This window comes from Thalassospira mesophila (genome assembly GCF_002115755.1).
GTDB lineage: Bacteria > Pseudomonadota > Alphaproteobacteria > Rhodospirillales > Thalassospiraceae > Thalassospira > Thalassospira mesophila.
On the sequence record NZ_JFKA01000002.1, the window covers coordinates 433761 to 450208 of the forward strand.

13 protein-coding genes are annotated in these 16448 nt (G+C 54.3%); 5 read left to right on the forward strand and 8 right to left on the reverse strand.

The features are described from left to right. Positions 1-52: 52 nt before the first annotated feature. The 5 genes from TMES_RS06400 to TMES_RS06420 form a co-directional block, all read right to left on the reverse strand. Positions 53-2320: a CHASE2 domain-containing protein gene (locus TMES_RS06400; RefSeq protein WP_085580617.1), complete on the reverse strand. Its 2268-nt coding sequence runs from the start codon at positions 2318-2320 to the stop codon at positions 53-55. Positions 2321-2339: 19 nt separating this feature from the next. After that, a complete protein-coding gene (locus tag TMES_RS06405; protein WP_158091195.1) occupies positions 2340-4121 on the reverse strand; it encodes a FecR family protein in 1782 nt (593 codons plus the stop codon). A 13-nt stretch (positions 4122-4134) separates the two neighbouring features. Next, positions 4135-5559, reverse strand: coding sequence for a tetratricopeptide repeat protein (locus TMES_RS06410; protein ID WP_158091196.1), 1425 nt, complete (start codon positions 5557-5559; stop codon positions 4135-4137). Positions 5560-5867: 308 nt separating this feature from the next. After that, positions 5868-7301 carry a metalloprotease TldD gene (gene tldD / locus TMES_RS06415; RefSeq protein WP_085580623.1) on the reverse strand — a complete coding sequence of 478 codons (1434 nt, stop codon included), beginning with the start codon at positions 7299-7301 and terminating at the stop codon, positions 5868-5870. 170 nt (positions 7302-7471) lie between these two features. Further along, on the reverse strand, positions 7472-8542 hold the full coding sequence (locus tag TMES_RS06420) for a COX15/CtaA family protein (RefSeq protein ID WP_211275875.1): 1071 nt from the start codon (positions 8540-8542) through the stop codon (positions 7472-7474). A 278-nt stretch (positions 8543-8820) separates the two neighbouring features. On the opposite strand from TMES_RS06420, the gene TMES_RS06425 reads away from it, so the two are divergent. Together TMES_RS06425 and TMES_RS06430 are read left to right on the forward strand one after the other, a co-directional pair. After that, the gene (locus TMES_RS06425) at positions 8821-9378 is read left to right on the forward strand and encodes a precorrin-2 dehydrogenase/sirohydrochlorin ferrochelatase family protein (RefSeq protein WP_085580625.1); all 558 of its coding nucleotides are present in this window, start codon (positions 8821-8823) and stop codon (positions 9376-9378) included. Next, a complete protein-coding gene (locus tag TMES_RS06430) occupies positions 9378-10121 on the forward strand; it encodes a phosphoadenylyl-sulfate reductase (protein WP_085580627.1) in 744 nt (247 codons plus the stop codon). Before TMES_RS06425 ends, TMES_RS06430 begins: the two co-directional genes overlap by 1 nt. Positions 10122-10233: 112 nt before the next feature. Here TMES_RS06430 and TMES_RS06435 read toward each other — a convergent pair whose 3' ends face one another. Further along, a complete protein-coding gene (locus TMES_RS06435; protein ID WP_245835238.1) occupies positions 10234-11682 on the reverse strand; it encodes a deoxyguanosinetriphosphate triphosphohydrolase in 1449 nt (482 codons plus the stop codon). Between the two features lie 106 nt (positions 11683-11788). Beyond that, positions 11789-12211: a DUF4870 family protein gene (locus TMES_RS06440; RefSeq protein ID WP_085580629.1), complete on the reverse strand. Its 423-nt coding sequence runs from the start codon at positions 12209-12211 to the stop codon at positions 11789-11791. Positions 12212-12415: 204 nt separating this feature from the next. On the opposite strand from TMES_RS06440, the gene gor reads away from it, so the two are divergent. Together gor and TMES_RS06450 are read left to right on the forward strand one after the other, a co-directional pair. After that, positions 12416-13777: a glutathione-disulfide reductase gene (gene gor, locus TMES_RS06445; RefSeq protein ID WP_085580631.1), complete on the forward strand. Its 1362-nt coding sequence runs from the start codon at positions 12416-12418 to the stop codon at positions 13775-13777. A gap of 173 nt (positions 13778-13950) precedes the next feature. After that, on the forward strand, positions 13951-14616 hold the full coding sequence (locus tag TMES_RS06450) for a hypothetical protein (protein ID WP_085580633.1): 666 nt from the start codon (positions 13951-13953) through the stop codon (positions 14614-14616). 18 nt (positions 14617-14634) lie between these two features. Here the strand turns inward: TMES_RS06450 and TMES_RS06455 are convergent, their stop codons facing one another. Then, complete coding sequence (locus tag TMES_RS06455) at positions 14635-15099, reverse strand: Lrp/AsnC family transcriptional regulator (RefSeq protein WP_085580635.1); 465 nt, start codon at positions 15097-15099, stop codon at positions 14635-14637. A 160-nt stretch (positions 15100-15259) separates the two neighbouring features. On the opposite strand from TMES_RS06455, the gene TMES_RS06460 reads away from it, so the two are divergent. Then, positions 15260-16276: a 1-aminocyclopropane-1-carboxylate deaminase gene (locus tag TMES_RS06460; RefSeq protein WP_085580637.1), complete on the forward strand. Its 1017-nt coding sequence runs from the start codon at positions 15260-15262 to the stop codon at positions 16274-16276. Positions 16277-16448 lie beyond the last annotated feature (172 nt).

Genomic DNA, 16448 nt, shown 5'->3' on the forward strand with positions numbered 1-16448 from the left:
CCCGCCGGGCGATAGCGCGGCGGGTTTGTGGTTTGGGCTAAATCGGCGGATGTTATTTGCTGGTCGCAACAAAAACACCGTCCCAGTCCGGGCCGGGGGCCATTTTGCGAAAGGCCGCAATGCGTTCGTCATACATGTCATACAAAACAGAAAGATCACGCACCGGGTTTTGCCGCAATGTTCGCAAAAGTTCGTCGGCCTGATCCCAGTTTTGCCCGCGATAGGCTTTAATCATGGCGTCGTGCCTTTGGGCCAGTTCAACAAAATCGCTGCTATCGCGCAAATCGCGGTCGCCCAGCACGGTGAAAATTTCAACCGCTTCGCTTTTGCCTTTCACCGCAATCAGGTCAAGCTGCAAAACCGCAAACCGGTCGGATACCGTCACCGCACTATCCTGACCAATCACAATATCGACGCCATAGTTTTTAGATTGTCCCTCAAGCCGGGATGCAAGGTTAACCGCGTCGCCCAGAACCGAATAATCAAAGCGCTGGTCCGATCCCATATTACCCACAACGCAGGTACCGGTATTGACGCCAATGCCGATATTAAGCGGCAAAAACGGGCGGCCTTCGGCATGGGCTTCGGCTTCGCGTTCGGCGTTTAAGGCACGCAGCGAAACAAACATCGCCAGGGCCGATTCACAGGCCTTTTCAGGGTGCTGTGGCACATCAAGCGGCGCATTCCAGAACGCCATGATGCAATCGCCCATATATTTGTCGATGGTGCCATCGCGTTGTAAAATACAGCCGGTCAGCGGGGTTAACAGCCGGTTGATCAACTGGGTCAGGCCTTGCGGGTCTGATTTATAGCTTTCGGAAATGGTGGTAAAGCCGCGCACATCGCAAAACAGCAATGTCATTTCGCGCATTTCCCCGCCCAGTTTTAACCGTTCAGGGTGCTGGGCCAGTTGTTCGACCAATGCAGGCGACAGATAGGTTGAAAACGCCCCACGTACCTGGCGTTTTTCGCCCTCGGTCCGCATAAAGCCGATCAAACTGCCCGAAAGATAAACCAGTATGGTCGACAGGCAGGCATAGAGCGGATCAATCAGCATGTGATGTTCGCGAAAGGCCCACCACGAAAAGCCGATGGCCCCGCCAATAAAGCCCACGCCGATAATGGCCGGCCAAACCGCACCAAGCCGGGGAATGGCGATGATGAAAAACAGACCGGCCACAACCAGCGCCAGTGTTTCTGCCTGCGAGGCCCAATAGGGGCGCGACAGAAATTGTTGCAACAACATCTGTTCAAGCATTTCGGCGTGAACCTCGACACCCGGCAAAACCGGGTTCAGCGGCGATGACCGCAAATCAAGCAGGCCCGCCGCACTGGTGCCGATCAAAACTGCCGTATCCTGAAGCGCACCGGCAGGCAGTTTGTCGTTCATCACGTCGGCGGCTGAAATATAGCGTTGTTGCTGATGGCCGGTAAAATAAACCCACATATTGCCTGTGGCATCGGATGGAATGGTCAATTGCCCGACGCGAATGGCATCCACCCCGTCAGATGTGGTCCAGCTTGCGGCACCGCTGGCGCCAGACAGGCGGACCTTCATTGTTTTGGGGGCATCTTGCATTACGCGCAGCATTTCCATGCTTAGCGTCGGGTAAACCGGTTTGCCAATCAAGGGCAGGTCGGTATCAAGGGCCAGTAACAGGGGCACACGTCGCACCACACCATCGGCACCTGGTGTTACGTTAATCAGGGCATTGCCCGCTGCCGCGTCTTCGAGGGCGGGCAGGTTGGTGATTGCGCCGCTTAGCGTCGGGATATATTCGGCAATCTTGCGGCCCTGTGATCCGGCGACTGAAAAATTTCCGACCTGGCGGGGAACGGTTGCCAACGGGCCGTTGGTCAACTGGGTTGCTGTAACAATTTGCCCAACGCCGCCAATAAACTGGGCAAACAGGGCGTCGTGGTCGGGCAGGCCAGCGGCCAGTTCGCGAATTTTGGCGGTATTGTCATCTTGCGGCCAGTCCCCAATCACACGCGATGGCGATGTGCGGTCGGGCTCGGCAAAAATTACGTCAAAGCCAACAACGGCGGCCCCGGCGGTGCGCAACCGGTAAACCAGTTCGGCAAGGCGGGTGCGTGGCCACGGCCACTGGCCCAGTTCGGCCAGGCTTTTGTTATCAATATCAACAATGCGCACCCCGGCATCCTGATACTGGCGCGGTTCGATACGCTGATAGGTATCAAACACATTCATCCGCAATTGCCCCACCAGCGGCACATCCTGCCAGCGCAAAACAACGCAGGTGATCAAAACCAGCAACGGGATCAGGTAATGCAAAACGCCAGATAGTTTTTTGCGCATGGTGATAGTGCCTTGCTTGTCACGGGTTCTGAACAGGGATATCAACGGGCGGGGCATCGCCAGGATCGGTATCTGGCGGGTAATCTCCGCCTCCGCAGTCCTGGCAATCCGGGATATCAACGGGCGGGGCATCGATAGGACCGGGATCAAAATTGTTTAGTCCATAAGTTGCATCGGCACCGTCCGGAGCTGCCGTAGTGGATAGCTCGACGTGAACAACCGTCGGTGTTGTGAAGGTAACTTTTCCGTTGCAGCCCATTGCGATGCAGTTTGAATCAGGTATCGCTTGAAGGTCATCATTTGTGATAACGGCGTAATCTGAGCTGTCCGTATAATATTTGTGTGCGCTCAAATAGCCATCCTGACCTTTTGAATCGGTAATATTGAAAATTTCCGTGAAAATTTCACGAGCGCCAAAATCCACAGAAGTATACGAATTATACGAAAGATTTTCGGTGCTTACGAACCTGCTTCCGTCGTAAAATCCGGTCGAAATTTCGCTCATGGCTTTGTAAGTTGTCGCATCTACGATTTCGTCCGGTACGTCTGTGGTGACGTCCGGGTTGCTATGCACATCGTTGTTTGTTTCGGCGGTTTCGTTGCTGGTTTCGCTGGTTTGCGACGTCACACTGGTTTGGGTTATCGCCACATCGAGCACACTGGCAACGGATTGGCCGGTATCGCTGCTTGCTGCTGTCATCACCGTGCCGCTCAGGGGCGTTGATTGCGAATTATTCGATGTCGCTGCCGGGGTGCCAGATGCCGCGGTAGACCCGGACCCAGTCCCGGACGATGATGCAGATGCGGCCGGTTTTGTGGTGCCAGAGGCCGACGCGCTGCTGGATTGCGACCCGGAACTGCCGGTCGTTGTGCTGCCACTGCTTTTGCTGCCGCCATTGCCATTGCCGCCCCCGCTTTGAGACCCTGATCCGTTGGCTTTGGCGTCTTTCGGGGTGGGCCGGGTGACAAGGCTGCTCATATCAAGCCCGGCAAGGTCGGCGGGAAAGCGGGTTGGAGGGGTGACGGTGTCGCTGGTGATAAAGGCGCCAAAACCCTCGTTTGACAGGGGTTGGGTGACACCGTTAAGCGATGTCAGTTCAACCGCGCCGGGATGGGAGCCTGAATCGTTGCGGCCCGAACCCGGGCCAAGGTTGATGACGCCAACAACGGGCCCGGTATTGCCGCCACTGCCCGACGATCCCAATTGTTGCTGGGCGAATTTCTGGGTTGAAGGCGACCAGCTGTTTCCGCCGCCATTGCCACCGCTGCCACCATTTCCCGGGCCATCCTGAACCGACACCAGAAACTGGGTGCCACGAATACCGATGGAGCCAACCGGAAGGTTGATTTTCATGGTTTTCGGGTCGTCATGGGCCAGTTTGCCGGTCAACACGCGCACCACACCACGGGTAATGCTGGCCGTCATATGGCCCTGATTGTTGGCGGGGTCATAAACAAAATCGTCAATGGCGATTTCGCTGTTCGGACCGATGGTGAAAACGGTTTCATCAAGCAGCAATATCTGCATGCCCGAGCCCGGCGAGGAGGTAATATAGTCGCCCAGATAAATCGGTTGGCCACTTTCAACCAGAGAGCCAACGACACCTTTGCTTTCGGCCAGTTCGACCTCGCCACGCACGGCGGCACTGACACCGGCCTGTTCGCCGCGCGCAAAGGCCGGTTGGGCCGATAATGCTGTTGTTATCATAAGGAATGCCGCAATACCCGCACAGGGCAGCCACGCCTTGCGGCGGGGATGGCTGATAAAAGCAGGGCGGTCTGGGACGATAGACGGGATCATATCGCGGCTCCGGTTAAAATGCCCAACGGCGTGACAGCAAAATTTGCGTCCGCCAGTTGTCATAATCGTAGTTGGCAATGTTGGATGATGTTGCTTGGTATTCTTCGGTAATCGACCAGGAAACCGGTGCAATAAACTGGTAAAAGTCCCGGCCAATTCCGCTGCCAAACCATGCCGCATCGAGCAGGTTTGCAAGGTTGGACCCATAAGACAGCCGCGCACGCAGCGGATAATCCTTGCGCGTTAGCGGGGTGCTGCCGGTTACCAGCGGGTCGGGTTGCTGATACTGGTCTACACCATAGGAAAGGCTGCCCAGAATGTATTTTCCGCCAGCCAAAAGCAGGGTATGGCTGAGTTCGGCACCGGCACTGCGGTAGGTATAATAGCTGCGCGCGGCTTCTTTACGCGCCATTGTAAGGCCAAATGTGGTGCGGTTCTGGTTATTCCAGGCATAGGTAACACCGGCCTTGCCCTGATAACGCTGGCCCGATCGCAGCGGAAGCGCGCTTGAATCCGGGGTGGCGCCATAGCGTTCATCAAAATAGCTGGTCTGGCCCCACAGCGTGGTATCGGGTTGAAATTTCCAGTCCACCCGGACCCGCGCCCCGCGCGAGGTCAGGAATTTTTCATTGTTAAGTTCGGCTGCTGTCTGGATCAGGGTGGGGGTGATGGTGACATAGGGGCTGCGCCAATGGCCACCGACTTCAAAGCTGGCGGTGCCAACATCAAGGTTATCAAGGCGAACCTGATCGTCGTAATAGCCCGTGACACCGGCAAAAACATCGTGCCCGGCCTGATAGCCCAAATCATATGTAATGTCATAATGGGCCGCCGCCATATAGCCGATATCGGACTGATGGCGGTCGCCGGTATTGGTGATCTCCTGAAGGGATCCCAGCACCATACGTTCATTATCGCTTGGGGCCGAATTGCGGTTGGTGTCGTAATGGCCGCCAAAACTGATCGACAGGCTTTGTTTTACGCGCTGGCGACGTTTTTTGATCTGATCAAGATAAAGGTCAATCTGGCTGGCGACATCGTCACTGATGGGCAGCGCGCGCAGCTTTTCAAACTGGGCCTGGGCAATGTCGAGACTGTCGAGGCGATACTGGATAATGGCATAATACAAACGCACCGGTGCCAGATCAGGCTCAAGGATCAGGATGCGTTCCAGCGTTGCCGAAGCCCCGCGAATGTTTCCCTGTGCCATCTGGGCCTTGGCCCAGCGAAAGTTCAGGACAATATTGTCGGGGTCGCGCAGGATATCGGCAAATGTAATGCCTTTGCCGTCATCGGTTTCGAGCAGAAATTTTGATTTTTCAGTTGCCCCGGAAAGCTCTTCAAAGTCCTGCTGCATCTGGTTGGCACGTTGTTGCGCATCAAGTGCTGCGGGTTCCTGCGCGCGCGCGGTTCCCGACAGCGGTATGGACGCAAACATAAAGACCATAGCCGCGAACATATGGTCGCGACGCAATGACAGCACTGACAATTTTAGACCCCAAATATCTGGCAAGCCGCCTGGACCGATATTGTTGTTCAATAACGGTATGGGCTTGCCACCCCCAAATCTTCCAAAAGGATAGACTGTCGCGGCGAGATTGAAAAGTTCTAGATGGGATGCGGGGAAATAAAGGGTACAAAAACAAAGGATGCTGCATCGTTAAATGCAGCATCCCTTTGATAGTTTTACGATTTTAGCAAGTCTGGCAACTATCCGATATAACCGGCAGGCATGGTGATGCCTGCTTACATCGCTGTACCACCAACGGTTAGTCCGTCAATACGCAGGGTGGGCTGGCCGACGCCAACGGGAACACCCTGGCCATCCTTGCCACAGGTGCCAATGCCGTCATCAAGTTTCATGTCATTGCCGATCATGGAAACCTTGGTCAGGCTGTCTGGCCCGTTGCCAATCAGGGTGGCACCCTTGACTGGCGCGCCCAGTTTGCCATTTTCGATCAAATAGGCTTCCGATGCCGAAAATACGAACTTGCCCGATGTGATATCGACCTGGCCACCGGCAAAATTAACAGCATAAATGCCCTTTTTCACCGATGACAGAATTTCTTCGGGGCTGTGATTGCCGCCCAGCATATAGGTGTTGGTCATCCGCGGCATCGGCGCATGGGCATAGGACTGACGCCGCCCGTTACCGGTGGATTTAACCCCGGTCAGGCGCGCATTCAGGCGGTCCTGCATAAAGCCGGTCAGGATGCCATCCTCGATCAAAACGGTGCGCTGGGTGGGCGTACCTTCATCATCAATCGAAAGCGATCCGCGACGGTCATGAATGGTGCCATCATCCACCACGGTCACGCCCGGTGATGCAATGCGCTGGCCCAAAAGCCCGGCAAAGGCCGATGTACCCTTGCGGTTAAAATCGCCTTCAAGGCCATGACCAATGGCTTCGTGCAGCAAAATGCCCGGCCAGCCCGGCCCGAGAACAACGGTCATTTCACCGGCCGGGGCAGCAACGGAATCCAGATTGACAATCGCCTGGCGCAGGGCCTCGTCGACGGCGGATTTCCAGGTTTTTTCTTCGAAGAAACCATCAAAGCCAATGCGCCCGCCTTGCCCGTGCGAGCCGCTTTCCATGCGGTCGCCATCCTTGACGACGACCGAAACATTAAACCGGACCAGCGGGCGAATATCGCCAATGCGCTGTCCGCCTGACCGCCAGATTTGCACAGCCTGCCAGTTGCCCGAAATAGATGCCGACACCTGCGATACGCGCGGGTCCTTGGTCCGCGCATAGGCGTCTATCTTGCCCAGCAAATCGACCTTGGCTTCAAAACTGGCTTCGCCCAGCGGGTTGATGTCGGTGTAAAGCGAGACGTTGGTGCCAATGGACCCCAGATCGACCTTGCCCGACCGGCCAGACCCAACCGCTTTAACGGTTTCTGCCGCGCGGCCAACGGCGGCGTTGGACAATTCGTTGGAATGGGAAAAGGCGGTGGCTTCATCGGCAACCGCGCGCAGGCCAAAGCCCTGTGCGGTATCAAAATTGGCACTGCGCAGACGGCCATCATCCCAGCTCAGGCTTTCGGACTGGCGATATTCCAAAAACAGTTCGCCATCTTCGGCGGTGGCCAAGGCTTCATTGACCTGGCTTTCCAACCGGTCACGATCAAGTTCGCCCTTGTCGAAAAAGAGGCTGTCGGTTTTGCTCAGATCGGTCATGAAACCTCCTTTTGCGTCGGCATTGACGCGGCATTTATGTGTATCGTGCCGGTACAGGCGGCCGATAGGGCGTTGTTCCTATATAGACCGCAGCACGGCAATATGAAAGCCCCGCCCCCAACCGATTGCACAAGGGGCGGCATATGGTGTGTGGTATATGATGCGGCGAATTATGCCAGGTGCCGGGCGCGCAGCCGATAGGCACAATATGTTGTCGCCGTAATCAAAAGGACCGCACCGGCCTGATGGGCAACACCCAAAGGCAACCACACCACGCTCAGCAAGGTTGAAATGCCAAGGGCGACCTGAAGGCACACCGCCGCCAGCATCAAATGACAGGCGCGTTTTTGATCGGCGCTAATGTCCTGCCGTGTGGTGCGCCACCAGAAAAACAGCACCACAAAAAACGTAATCTTGGCCAGCCAGCGATGGTCGAACTGGATGGTTTTTATGTCTTCAAACGGGGCCATCCATGCCGGGTCAAAGGCAAATAACCCGTCGGGGATCAAATGCCCGTCCATCAGCGGGAAGGTATTATAGATAAAGCCTGCATTGGTCCCGGCAACAAAGCCGCCCGACAATGCGGTAAACACCACCAGTGCGAGCACACCCAGAATGCGGCGTGATGTGGCGGTGGCACCCGGTCGCGGCGCATATTGCTGCAAGCCGACCCATAGCAGGGCGATAAAAATAATCAACGCGAGGCCAAAATGGGCGGTGAGGCGGTATTGGCTGACATCGGGGCGATCGACAAGGCCGCTCATCACCATGTACCAGCCCATCACCCCTTGCAGGCCGCCCAGTACAAAAAGCCCGGCCAGCTTCCATTTGGTGGTGCCATCGATGCTGCGTTTGATTAAAAACCACACGAAAGGCACAAAAAACACCAAACCAATTAATCGGCCCCACAGGCGATGGATAAATTCCAGCCAGAAGATCGATTTGAAATCAGCCACCGACATCCAGCCATTGACCTTTTGGAACTCGGGATACTGGCTGTATTCCTGATACAGGCGTTGCCAGTCGGTTTCGTTAAGCGGCGGTATGATGCCGGAAAATGGATGCCATTCAACAATCGAAAGACCGGACTCGGTTAACCGGGTTAATCCGCCAATCACCACCATGACAAAAACCATGAAGGCACAAAAAAACAGCCACATTGCAACGGCGCGGTGCGGTTGCGGGGCGGCAATGTTTATGCTGGTGGCGGGGTGAAGGGTGGGGGAAACACTGCGCGACATCGAATCCTCTGGCTCAGCCAATGCAAATTTCGTCGGCACTATAGGACGAAACAATTCTGTTTTGTACGAAAAGCCGCATGCAACCGCCCTGAACCCCCAATCACGAAACTGTTATCGGGCGCCAAGGGGCGAGATTGCCGGTTTTCTGTGGCGGTGGCGAAATAAACACTTAATTTTTGTTGAATGTAAATAAAACACATAAAAAATGTATTGAATTTAATAAAACACACCTTCATAGTGCAATCAACAAACAGAAAACCGTATTAAGAGGATCGACGATGTTTCCCATCAATCTGGACCTTGGCCGCCTGTCGGTGGCTCTGGTTGGCAACGGTGAGGCCACGCTGAACCGTTTGCGCCAGCTTGACGGTGATGGGGCCAAATATGTCACCGTTTATAGCGAAGACCCAAGTGCCGACCTGGCCGAACAGGCAGGCGACCGTTTGCACCGTTACCTGCCCAATTCTGCCGACATTAACGCCGTTGCCGTGATGTTTGTGGTGGACCTGCCCGAGGCCCGCGCCGCAGACCTTGCCACCACCGCCCGCGCCGTTGGCACGATTGTCAATGTCGAGGATGTGAAAGACTATTGCGATTTTTTTAACCCGGCCCGTGTTCAGCGCGGTGATCTGGTCATCACGGTTTCGACCAATGGTGCCAGTCCCCGGTTGGCAGGACGTATTCGCCGTGCGATTGAAAACTGGCTGTCCCCGCATTGGGGCGACCGTTTGGGCGAACTGGCAAGCCAGCGCAGCAAATGGCGGGAATCCGGTGCGGATATGAAACAGCTTGTGCGCCTGACAGATGATTATATAGATCGCCGGGGGTGGTTATAATGGCTGCTTTGAGAGAAGAAGAAGTCGTCACCGGTGGCAGCATGAGTGTGGACGAAACCACCGAACGTGCCCGCACCTTGCTTGATCGCTACGGCCATTTGCAGGGCATTTCCCTGATCGAGCCGATGGTGCATGAAGAATTTGCCGGTAAAATTACCATGACGTCATCGTTCGGGACCGAGGCCGCAGCCCTGCTGGCGCTGGTGGCCGAGGTCGACCGCAACCTGCCGGTAATTTTCCTTGATACCCGCAAGCTGTTTGGCGAAACCCATCGCTATCGCGAACAACTGGTGGATCAACTGGGCCTGACCAATATCCGCATCATGCGCCCGGATGAGGAAAAGCTGAAAGCCGAAGACCCGGAAGGCATGCTGTTTGCCAAAGATGGCAATCGCTGCTGCTTTATCCGCAAGGTCGAACCACTGCAACGCGCCCTTCAGGGCTATGATGCGTGGCTAACCGGGCGCAAACGCTTTCACGGTGGTGAACGCGGCACGTTGCCGGTAATCGAAACCGCAGGAACGCGGATCAAGGTTAACCCGCTGGCCGGGTATAACCGCCAGGATATCGAAGATATCTTTGAAAACCGGGCCTTGCCGCGCCATCCGCTAGAAGCCGAAGGCTATATGTCAATCGGCTGCATGCCGTGTACCGACCGGGTGGATGCCGCTGTTTCCGATGTTCGGGCCGGTCGCTGGGCCGGGCAGGACAAAACCGAATGCGGCATTCACTATATTATCTGATGGTCTGATCGATCATTCAGGTGGCAGATTTTGGGCCTTGCCCGCATTCATTGCGGGCAAGGCCCTTTTTGTTTGCAAGCACGGCAATGTTGCGTGCGGACATGCCAAACCCTTAAATGGTAATGCCCTGCAATTTGCGAAACAGGGTGACGGCGTAACGGTCTGTCATGCCGGAAATATAATCCATCACGCGCATGATGCGGTCATACAGCGTGTCGCTGGCCGATAGTTTGCCCGAAAGAAGTTTATCAATCCGGTCGGCTTGCGGGGGCAGGCGTTTTTTGTGTTTTTTTGTTTCTTCAATATCAATGGCGGCGCGGACAAAGCTGTTGAGCAGGCCGTTAATCACCTCGAACCCGGCCATCTCAATGGGCAGGACATGCGGGGCGTTGTAAATTTTATCCACCGCCAGGGTTTTGCAATATTTGGCATCATCGCCCAGCGGGGTGTTTGCCAGCAAGTCGCCGTTTAACGTGCCGCACAGCAATGCATCCTCGTTGGCGATAAAGGCATCAACCGATGCCTTGACCAGATTGCCAATCGCCTTGCCACGCAAAAAACCGATGCGGTCATTTTGCGATTTGGCCGCATACCAAGGCTCGGCCTTCAAATCGGCCCAGCGCTGGTCGGCGTCGCCTTCGTATTTATCGGGGTTGCGCGCAATCGGGGCAAGGGCACGTTCGACTTCCTCAAACGTCACACAGCCCAGTTCCCAGCCATCTTCCAGATCGACCACCGAATAACAAATATCGTCCGCCGCCTCGACCAGATACACCAGCGGGTGACGCCGCCAGGCGCCGTCCAGTCCTTCGTGCGCAATCAACCCGCAATTTTGGGCAATGGCGGTGGCAATGGCCCGTTCGGATTGATAATAGCCGGGCTTTTTAAGGCCGGTATATTCCTTGCGCCGTGCTTCGCTCATGCTGGTGGAACGCGGATATTTGATGAAACTGCCCAGCGTGCCATAGGTCAGGTTCAGACCACCCTCAAAGCGCTTCATTTCAAGCTGGCTGATAATGCGCAATCCCTGGGCGTTGCCTTCAAAATTGCGCAAATCTTCCAGTTCCGGGCCAGAAAGGCGCGATGTCAGTTCGTCTTTTGCCAGCTGTGATGTGGTAAACCATTCATTGATGGCATCTTCGCCCGAATGGCCAAAGGGCGGGTTGCCAATATCATGCGCCAGACAGGCGGCTTGCACCATATAGCCGATATCGGCAATGGTAATGGCGCAGTCATCGCCCAGATGTTTGACGATATGCGCACCGACCATCAAGCCCAGCGACTGCCCGACCGAGCCGACCTCGATGGTGTGGGTCAGCCGGGTATGAACATGGTCGTTTTCCGAAAGCGGATGAACCTGGGTTTTGTTTTGCAGGCGGCGAAAGGATGATGAAAATATCACCCGGTCGACATCAATCTGAAACGGGCTTCTGCCATCGGCAGCAGGGCGGACAGGACCATCGGGCAGGGTAACTTTACCGCCCGCCACATCAAGACGATGGGCCGAAAGCAAATCTTCCCAGCGCATTTTTGCCGTTTCTGCCATCCCTGCCGTCGTCATAAAGCTGCCATTCCCTGTTGATTAAAGCCCGCAAGCGCGACTTTAACGATGCCGCACCGCTGGTGCAATCATCCTGCCATTTTTGCCCGGTGTTTAGCAGGCGGGATCAGCCAAAAAACCAGCTTCGCGGGTTATTGATCGGTTTGCCTTCCATCGCACGCAACAGGCCAATCACGTTGCGGCCAATAAACCATGCGGCGGTATAAAGCCCCATCAGGCCAATAATTGCCCAGCCGATCAGCGGAATCCACCAGACGAAAAACGTCATGATACCGGTTAAAATTGCATAGAGAATGCTGATCCAGAAGGTGCGGATAACAAAGGTGTAGTGGCTGTTGGTCCAGTGATTGTCATCTTCGCGCGCGACATAGGCGACAATCAGGGCGATCAACCCGGTGGCATAGGCGGTGAACAGGGTGGCAATCATCAGCGCATAACAAACAATGGCCGTATTGCCGCTGCGTTCTTCGGCATAAACCGGCTGCGCGGTTTGATGGGCCGGATCCTCGGAAAAACGGGCATCAGTCATTTAGTGTCGTCCTGTTTTGTGGGCGTGTTGCCATTATGGGTAATCGTGTTTGCATCATATAGGATCATGATGATGAAATGCTATTCCCGGTTGGGGCGCGCAAAGACGTGATCATGTTCATAAACTCTATCCTAGACTCTGGCGAATTCATCCCTACATTTGGCGCCATGTAGCGGGGATTATCCAACGCAAGGATTTATGTGTATGTCGAACTATGATTTTGATCTGTTTGTAATCGGTGCCGGGTCCGGCGGTGTGCGCGCGGCGCGTGTTGCTTCGGGCTATGGGGCCAAGGTTGCCATTGCCGAAGAAAGCCGGGTTGGTGGCACTTGTGTTATTCGCGGCTGTGTGCCCAAAAAACTGCTGGTATACGGCGCGCATTTTGCCGAAGATTTCGAAGATGCCTCGGCCTATGGCTGGACCCTTCCCGGCGAACCAAGTTTTAGCTGGAAAACCCTGATTGCCAACAAGGACAAGGAAATTGACCGGTTAAACGGCATTTATCACAAACTTCTGGCCGGATCGGATGTGAAACTGTTCGAGCATCGCGCCACCTTCAAGGATGCGCACACTGTTATTGTTGGCGGCGAGGAAGTCACCGCCGAACGCATTTTAATTGCGGTGGGTGGCCATCCGACCCTGCCCGATATTCCCGGTATCGAACATGCGATTTCGTCAAACGAAGCCTTCTATCTCGAAGACCTGCCCAAGCGCATTGTCATTGTGGGCGGGGGCTATATTGCGGTGGAATTTGCCGGTATTTTTGCAGGCCTTGGTGCCGAGGTAACCCAGCTTTATCGTGGCGAGCAGATTTTGCGCGGTTTTGATGGCGATATTCGCGACCATTTGGCCGCCGAAATCATTAAAAAAGGCATCAACCTGAAGGTTGAAACCAACGTGACCGCGATTGAAAAACAGGATGATGGCAGCTTGAAGCTGACATTAACCGGCGGTGGCGACATGGAAGTGGATGCCATTATGTTTGCGACCGGCCGTGCGCCCAATACCAAGGGGCTGGGGCTGGAAGAAGTTGGCATTGAAACCGACGATAACGGTGCGGTTAAAATCAACAAGGGTTTGCAAACCAGCGTTGAAAATGTCTATGCCGTGGGCGATGTGACCGACCATGTGCAGCTTACCCCGGTTGCGATCAAGGAAGGCATGGCCTTTGCCGATACCGTTTATGGCGGCAAGCCGTGGCACATGTCCTATCAGGCCATCCCGACCGCTGTTTTCTCGCAGCCACCTGTTGGCACGGTGGGCCTTAGCGAGGAAGAAGCCCGGGCCAAGGGCGGCGATGTGGTAATTTACAAATCAACCTTCAAACCGATGCGCCACACCCTTTCGGGCCGCGATGAAAAAACGCTGATGAAGCTGATTGTCGATAAAACCACCGATGTGGTGCTGGGCGCGCACATGGTTGGCCCTGATGCGGCCGAAATCATTCAGGGGATAGGCATTGCCGTGCGGCTTGGCGCGACCAAAGCCCAGTTTGACCAAACGGTGGCCGTGCATCCCTCGGCGGCCGAGGAATTTGTGACGATGCGGTTTCCGGTTGGGGACTGATTGCCAGGATAATCTGAAAGCTAAAAGCGCGAAAGGCGGTTCCGATTTGGGGCCGCTTTTTGCGATTAAGCGATTTTTTCCTGCGGTTTTTTCATTCAAATTGATCTGTTCGTTACTTGCATAGAGCTTTGTTATGCTCTGTTCTGAATAAATTTAGGCAAGGAGAATGAATTATGATCCCAATCAGGAAAGATTTTATTTTCTCGGCTACTTGCCATGAGTGTGGGCGGGCTTTGACGTCTAACGTGGCTGTTATTGCACTGGACGACGAAGGAAATGAATTGGCTTTTGGCCCGACCTGCATTCGTAAAGTCTTGGATAATGCAGCAGAGCAAAAACTGAAGGATATTCCCGACTTTACAAAGGCTATCAAACTGACGCCGATCAGCGGAAAGGAAAAGAATTCGACACTTTCAGAAAAATCACATCTTGCTCGGGCCGATAAGTTGCTGAAGCAAAAGGCACTTACTTACCTTATTTTACGACAGGAAAAGGTCCCAGGTGTTTCGTATGAAGTTTTGGCGGAATATCTAAAAAAGTACAAATCAGGCCAGGACCTAACCGACGGGGAGATTCGGCACATATTGAATATTGAGAGGAAGTTTGCGGGCTCCAGGCTGGGAGAGAAAAACCTGATGACTGTGTATGCTTACCTTCGCTGTATAGATCAGGCTCTTCCTTATATTCATGAGGATAAAAGAAATTTTCTGGAGAGCATCAAAAAGCAGCTTTTAACTAAGTATTACCTAACATCGACTCAAGTGGAGAAAACGGGAGAGTGGATTTCTCGGGTTCCCGGAGAAATCGTGTTAAGCGGGGATGGTTTTTTCCGAAACTAATGGCGTGTGAAAGTTCCTTTAAAACGCCAACGGTGCATTATCCACCACCTCTTTCATCACAAAAAATGTGCGGGTTTGGCGGACGCCGGGCAGGGCGATGAGTTGATCGCCGTGTAGATGGTTGAAGTCCGCCATGTCGCGGACACGGATTTTCAGGAAATAGTCGAAATCGCCCGCGACCAGGTGACAATCGAGAATAAACGGTAATTTGCGGCACGCGGTTTCAAATTCGGCGAAACTTTCGCGGGTTGAACGGTCCAGCACCACGCCGACCATGACAAGGGCACCGCGTTCCACCTTTTGCGGGTCGATCATGGCGCGCACCGTGCTGACATAGCCTTCATCAAACAGGCGCTGGATGCGGCGGTGGCAGGTGGCGGGGCTGACATTCACCCGTTTGGCAATATCGGCATTGCCCATGCGGCCATCACTTTGTAACAGGCGCAAAATCTTTTGATCTGTGCGGTCTAGCAGTTGGGGCATGAAATCATCTTCCAGATGTGGGCCAGTTTATGGAAGTCTAGGCATGGTTTTGCCATTTTAGGAAGTCTGACGCGCAAAAGTAGCCCAAACTTCGAGAGCACCTTTCATTTAACTGGCAGTAGCATTTCCCGGTGAATAATCGCAAAACAGGGAGTGCGAGATGAATTTGGGTAAATTTGAAAAATACACACTGACCTTTGGGCCGACCCCGATTGAAGCCTTGCCGCGTTTGTCGGCGCATTTGGGCGGCGATGTTGCGCTTTATGCCAAGCGCGAAGATTGTAATTCCGGGCTGGCCTTTGGCGGTAACAAGGTTCGCAAGATGGAATATATCATTCCCGATGCGATTAAATCGGGTGCCGACACATTGGTGACGATTGGCGGTGTGCAGTCCAACCACACCCGTCAGGTCGCCGCGATTGCCGCCAAAATTGGCATGAAATGCCGGTTGGTGCAGGAAAGCTGGGTGCCGTTTAACGATGCCGTTTATGACCGGGTTGGCAATATTTTGATGAGCCGCGTTATGGGGGCTGAAATTGAGCTGGTCGATGAAGGCTTTGACATTGGCATTCGCGAAAGCTGGGAAGCCGCCCTTGAAGATGTGAAAGCCAAAGGCGGCAAGCCTTATCCCATTCCCGCCGGGGCATCGGTGCATAAATATGGCGGGCTGGGTTTTGTTGGTTTTGCCGAAGAAGTCCGCGCGCAGGAAGCGGAACTGGGTTTCAAGTTTGATTATATCGTTGTGTGTACCGTTACCGGGTCCACCCATGCCGGGATGGTGGTTGGTTTTGCCGCCGATGGCCGGGCCGATAAAGTGGTGGGGATTGATGCATCGGCCACCCCCGAACAAACCCGGGCGCAGGTTTTGGCAATTGCCGAGAAAACCGCCGATCTGGTGGAACTGGAAGGCGGCATTTCGGATGCAGACATTACCCTGATCAATGACTACGCCTATCCGGCTTACGGTGTGCCGTCCGATGAAACCAATGATGCCATTCGCCTGGCAGGCCGCATGGAAGGCATGATGACTGACCCGGTTTACGAAGGTAAATCGATGCAGGGCATGATTGATCTGGTGAAAAAGGGCTATTTCCCCAAAGGATCAAAGGTTTTGTATGCCCATTTGGGCGGGGTTCCGGCGATTAATGCCTATAGCTATCTGTATCGCAACGGCTGACCGCCCGGATACAGGCAAGGTTGTTTCAGCAAGGGGAGCATGTGCTTTCCTTGCTGTTTTTTTGAACGCAAAATCCGCGCGCACGTCGCCAACCCGATGGCCTGTTTTGAGTTCGGCAAGATTAATAGATTTTATTGATCAATATTGCGACATAATGGCATTCTTGAAATCC

What these genes read in the sequence shown, in the direction of transcription:
- TMES_RS06400 (WP_085580617.1), bottom strand. Translation starts at nt 2,320, where the DNA reads ATGCGCAAAAAACTATCTGGCGTTTTGCATTACCTGATCCCGTTGCTG.
- TMES_RS06405 (WP_158091195.1), bottom strand. Translation starts at nt 4,121, where the DNA reads ATGATCCCGTCTATCGTCCCAGACCGCCCTGCTTTTATCAGCCATCCC.
- TMES_RS06410 (WP_158091196.1), bottom strand. Translation starts at nt 5,559, where the DNA reads ATGTTTGCGTCCATACCGCTGTCGGGAACCGCGCGCGCGCAGGAACCC.
- tldD (WP_085580623.1), bottom strand. Translation starts at nt 7,301, where the DNA reads ATGACCGATCTGAGCAAAACCGACAGCCTCTTTTTCGACAAGGGCGAA.
- TMES_RS06420 (WP_211275875.1), bottom strand. Translation starts at nt 8,542, where the DNA reads ATGTCGCGCAGTGTTTCCCCCACCCTTCACCCCGCCACCAGCATAAAC.
- TMES_RS06425 (WP_085580625.1), top strand. Translation starts at nt 8,821, where the DNA reads ATGTTTCCCATCAATCTGGACCTTGGCCGCCTGTCGGTGGCTCTGGTT.
- TMES_RS06430 (WP_085580627.1), top strand. Translation starts at nt 9,378, where the DNA reads ATGGCTGCTTTGAGAGAAGAAGAAGTCGTCACCGGTGGCAGCATGAGT.
- TMES_RS06435 (WP_245835238.1), bottom strand. Translation starts at nt 11,682, where the DNA reads ATGACGACGGCAGGGATGGCAGAAACGGCAAAAATGCGCTGGGAAGAT.
- TMES_RS06440 (WP_085580629.1), bottom strand. Translation starts at nt 12,211, where the DNA reads ATGACTGATGCCCGTTTTTCCGAGGATCCGGCCCATCAAACCGCGCAG.
- gor (WP_085580631.1), top strand. Translation starts at nt 12,416, where the DNA reads ATGTCGAACTATGATTTTGATCTGTTTGTAATCGGTGCCGGGTCCGGC.
- TMES_RS06450 (WP_085580633.1), top strand. Translation starts at nt 13,951, where the DNA reads ATGATCCCAATCAGGAAAGATTTTATTTTCTCGGCTACTTGCCATGAG.
- TMES_RS06455 (WP_085580635.1), bottom strand. Translation starts at nt 15,099, where the DNA reads ATGCCCCAACTGCTAGACCGCACAGATCAAAAGATTTTGCGCCTGTTA.
- TMES_RS06460 (WP_085580637.1), top strand. Translation starts at nt 15,260, where the DNA reads ATGAATTTGGGTAAATTTGAAAAATACACACTGACCTTTGGGCCGACC.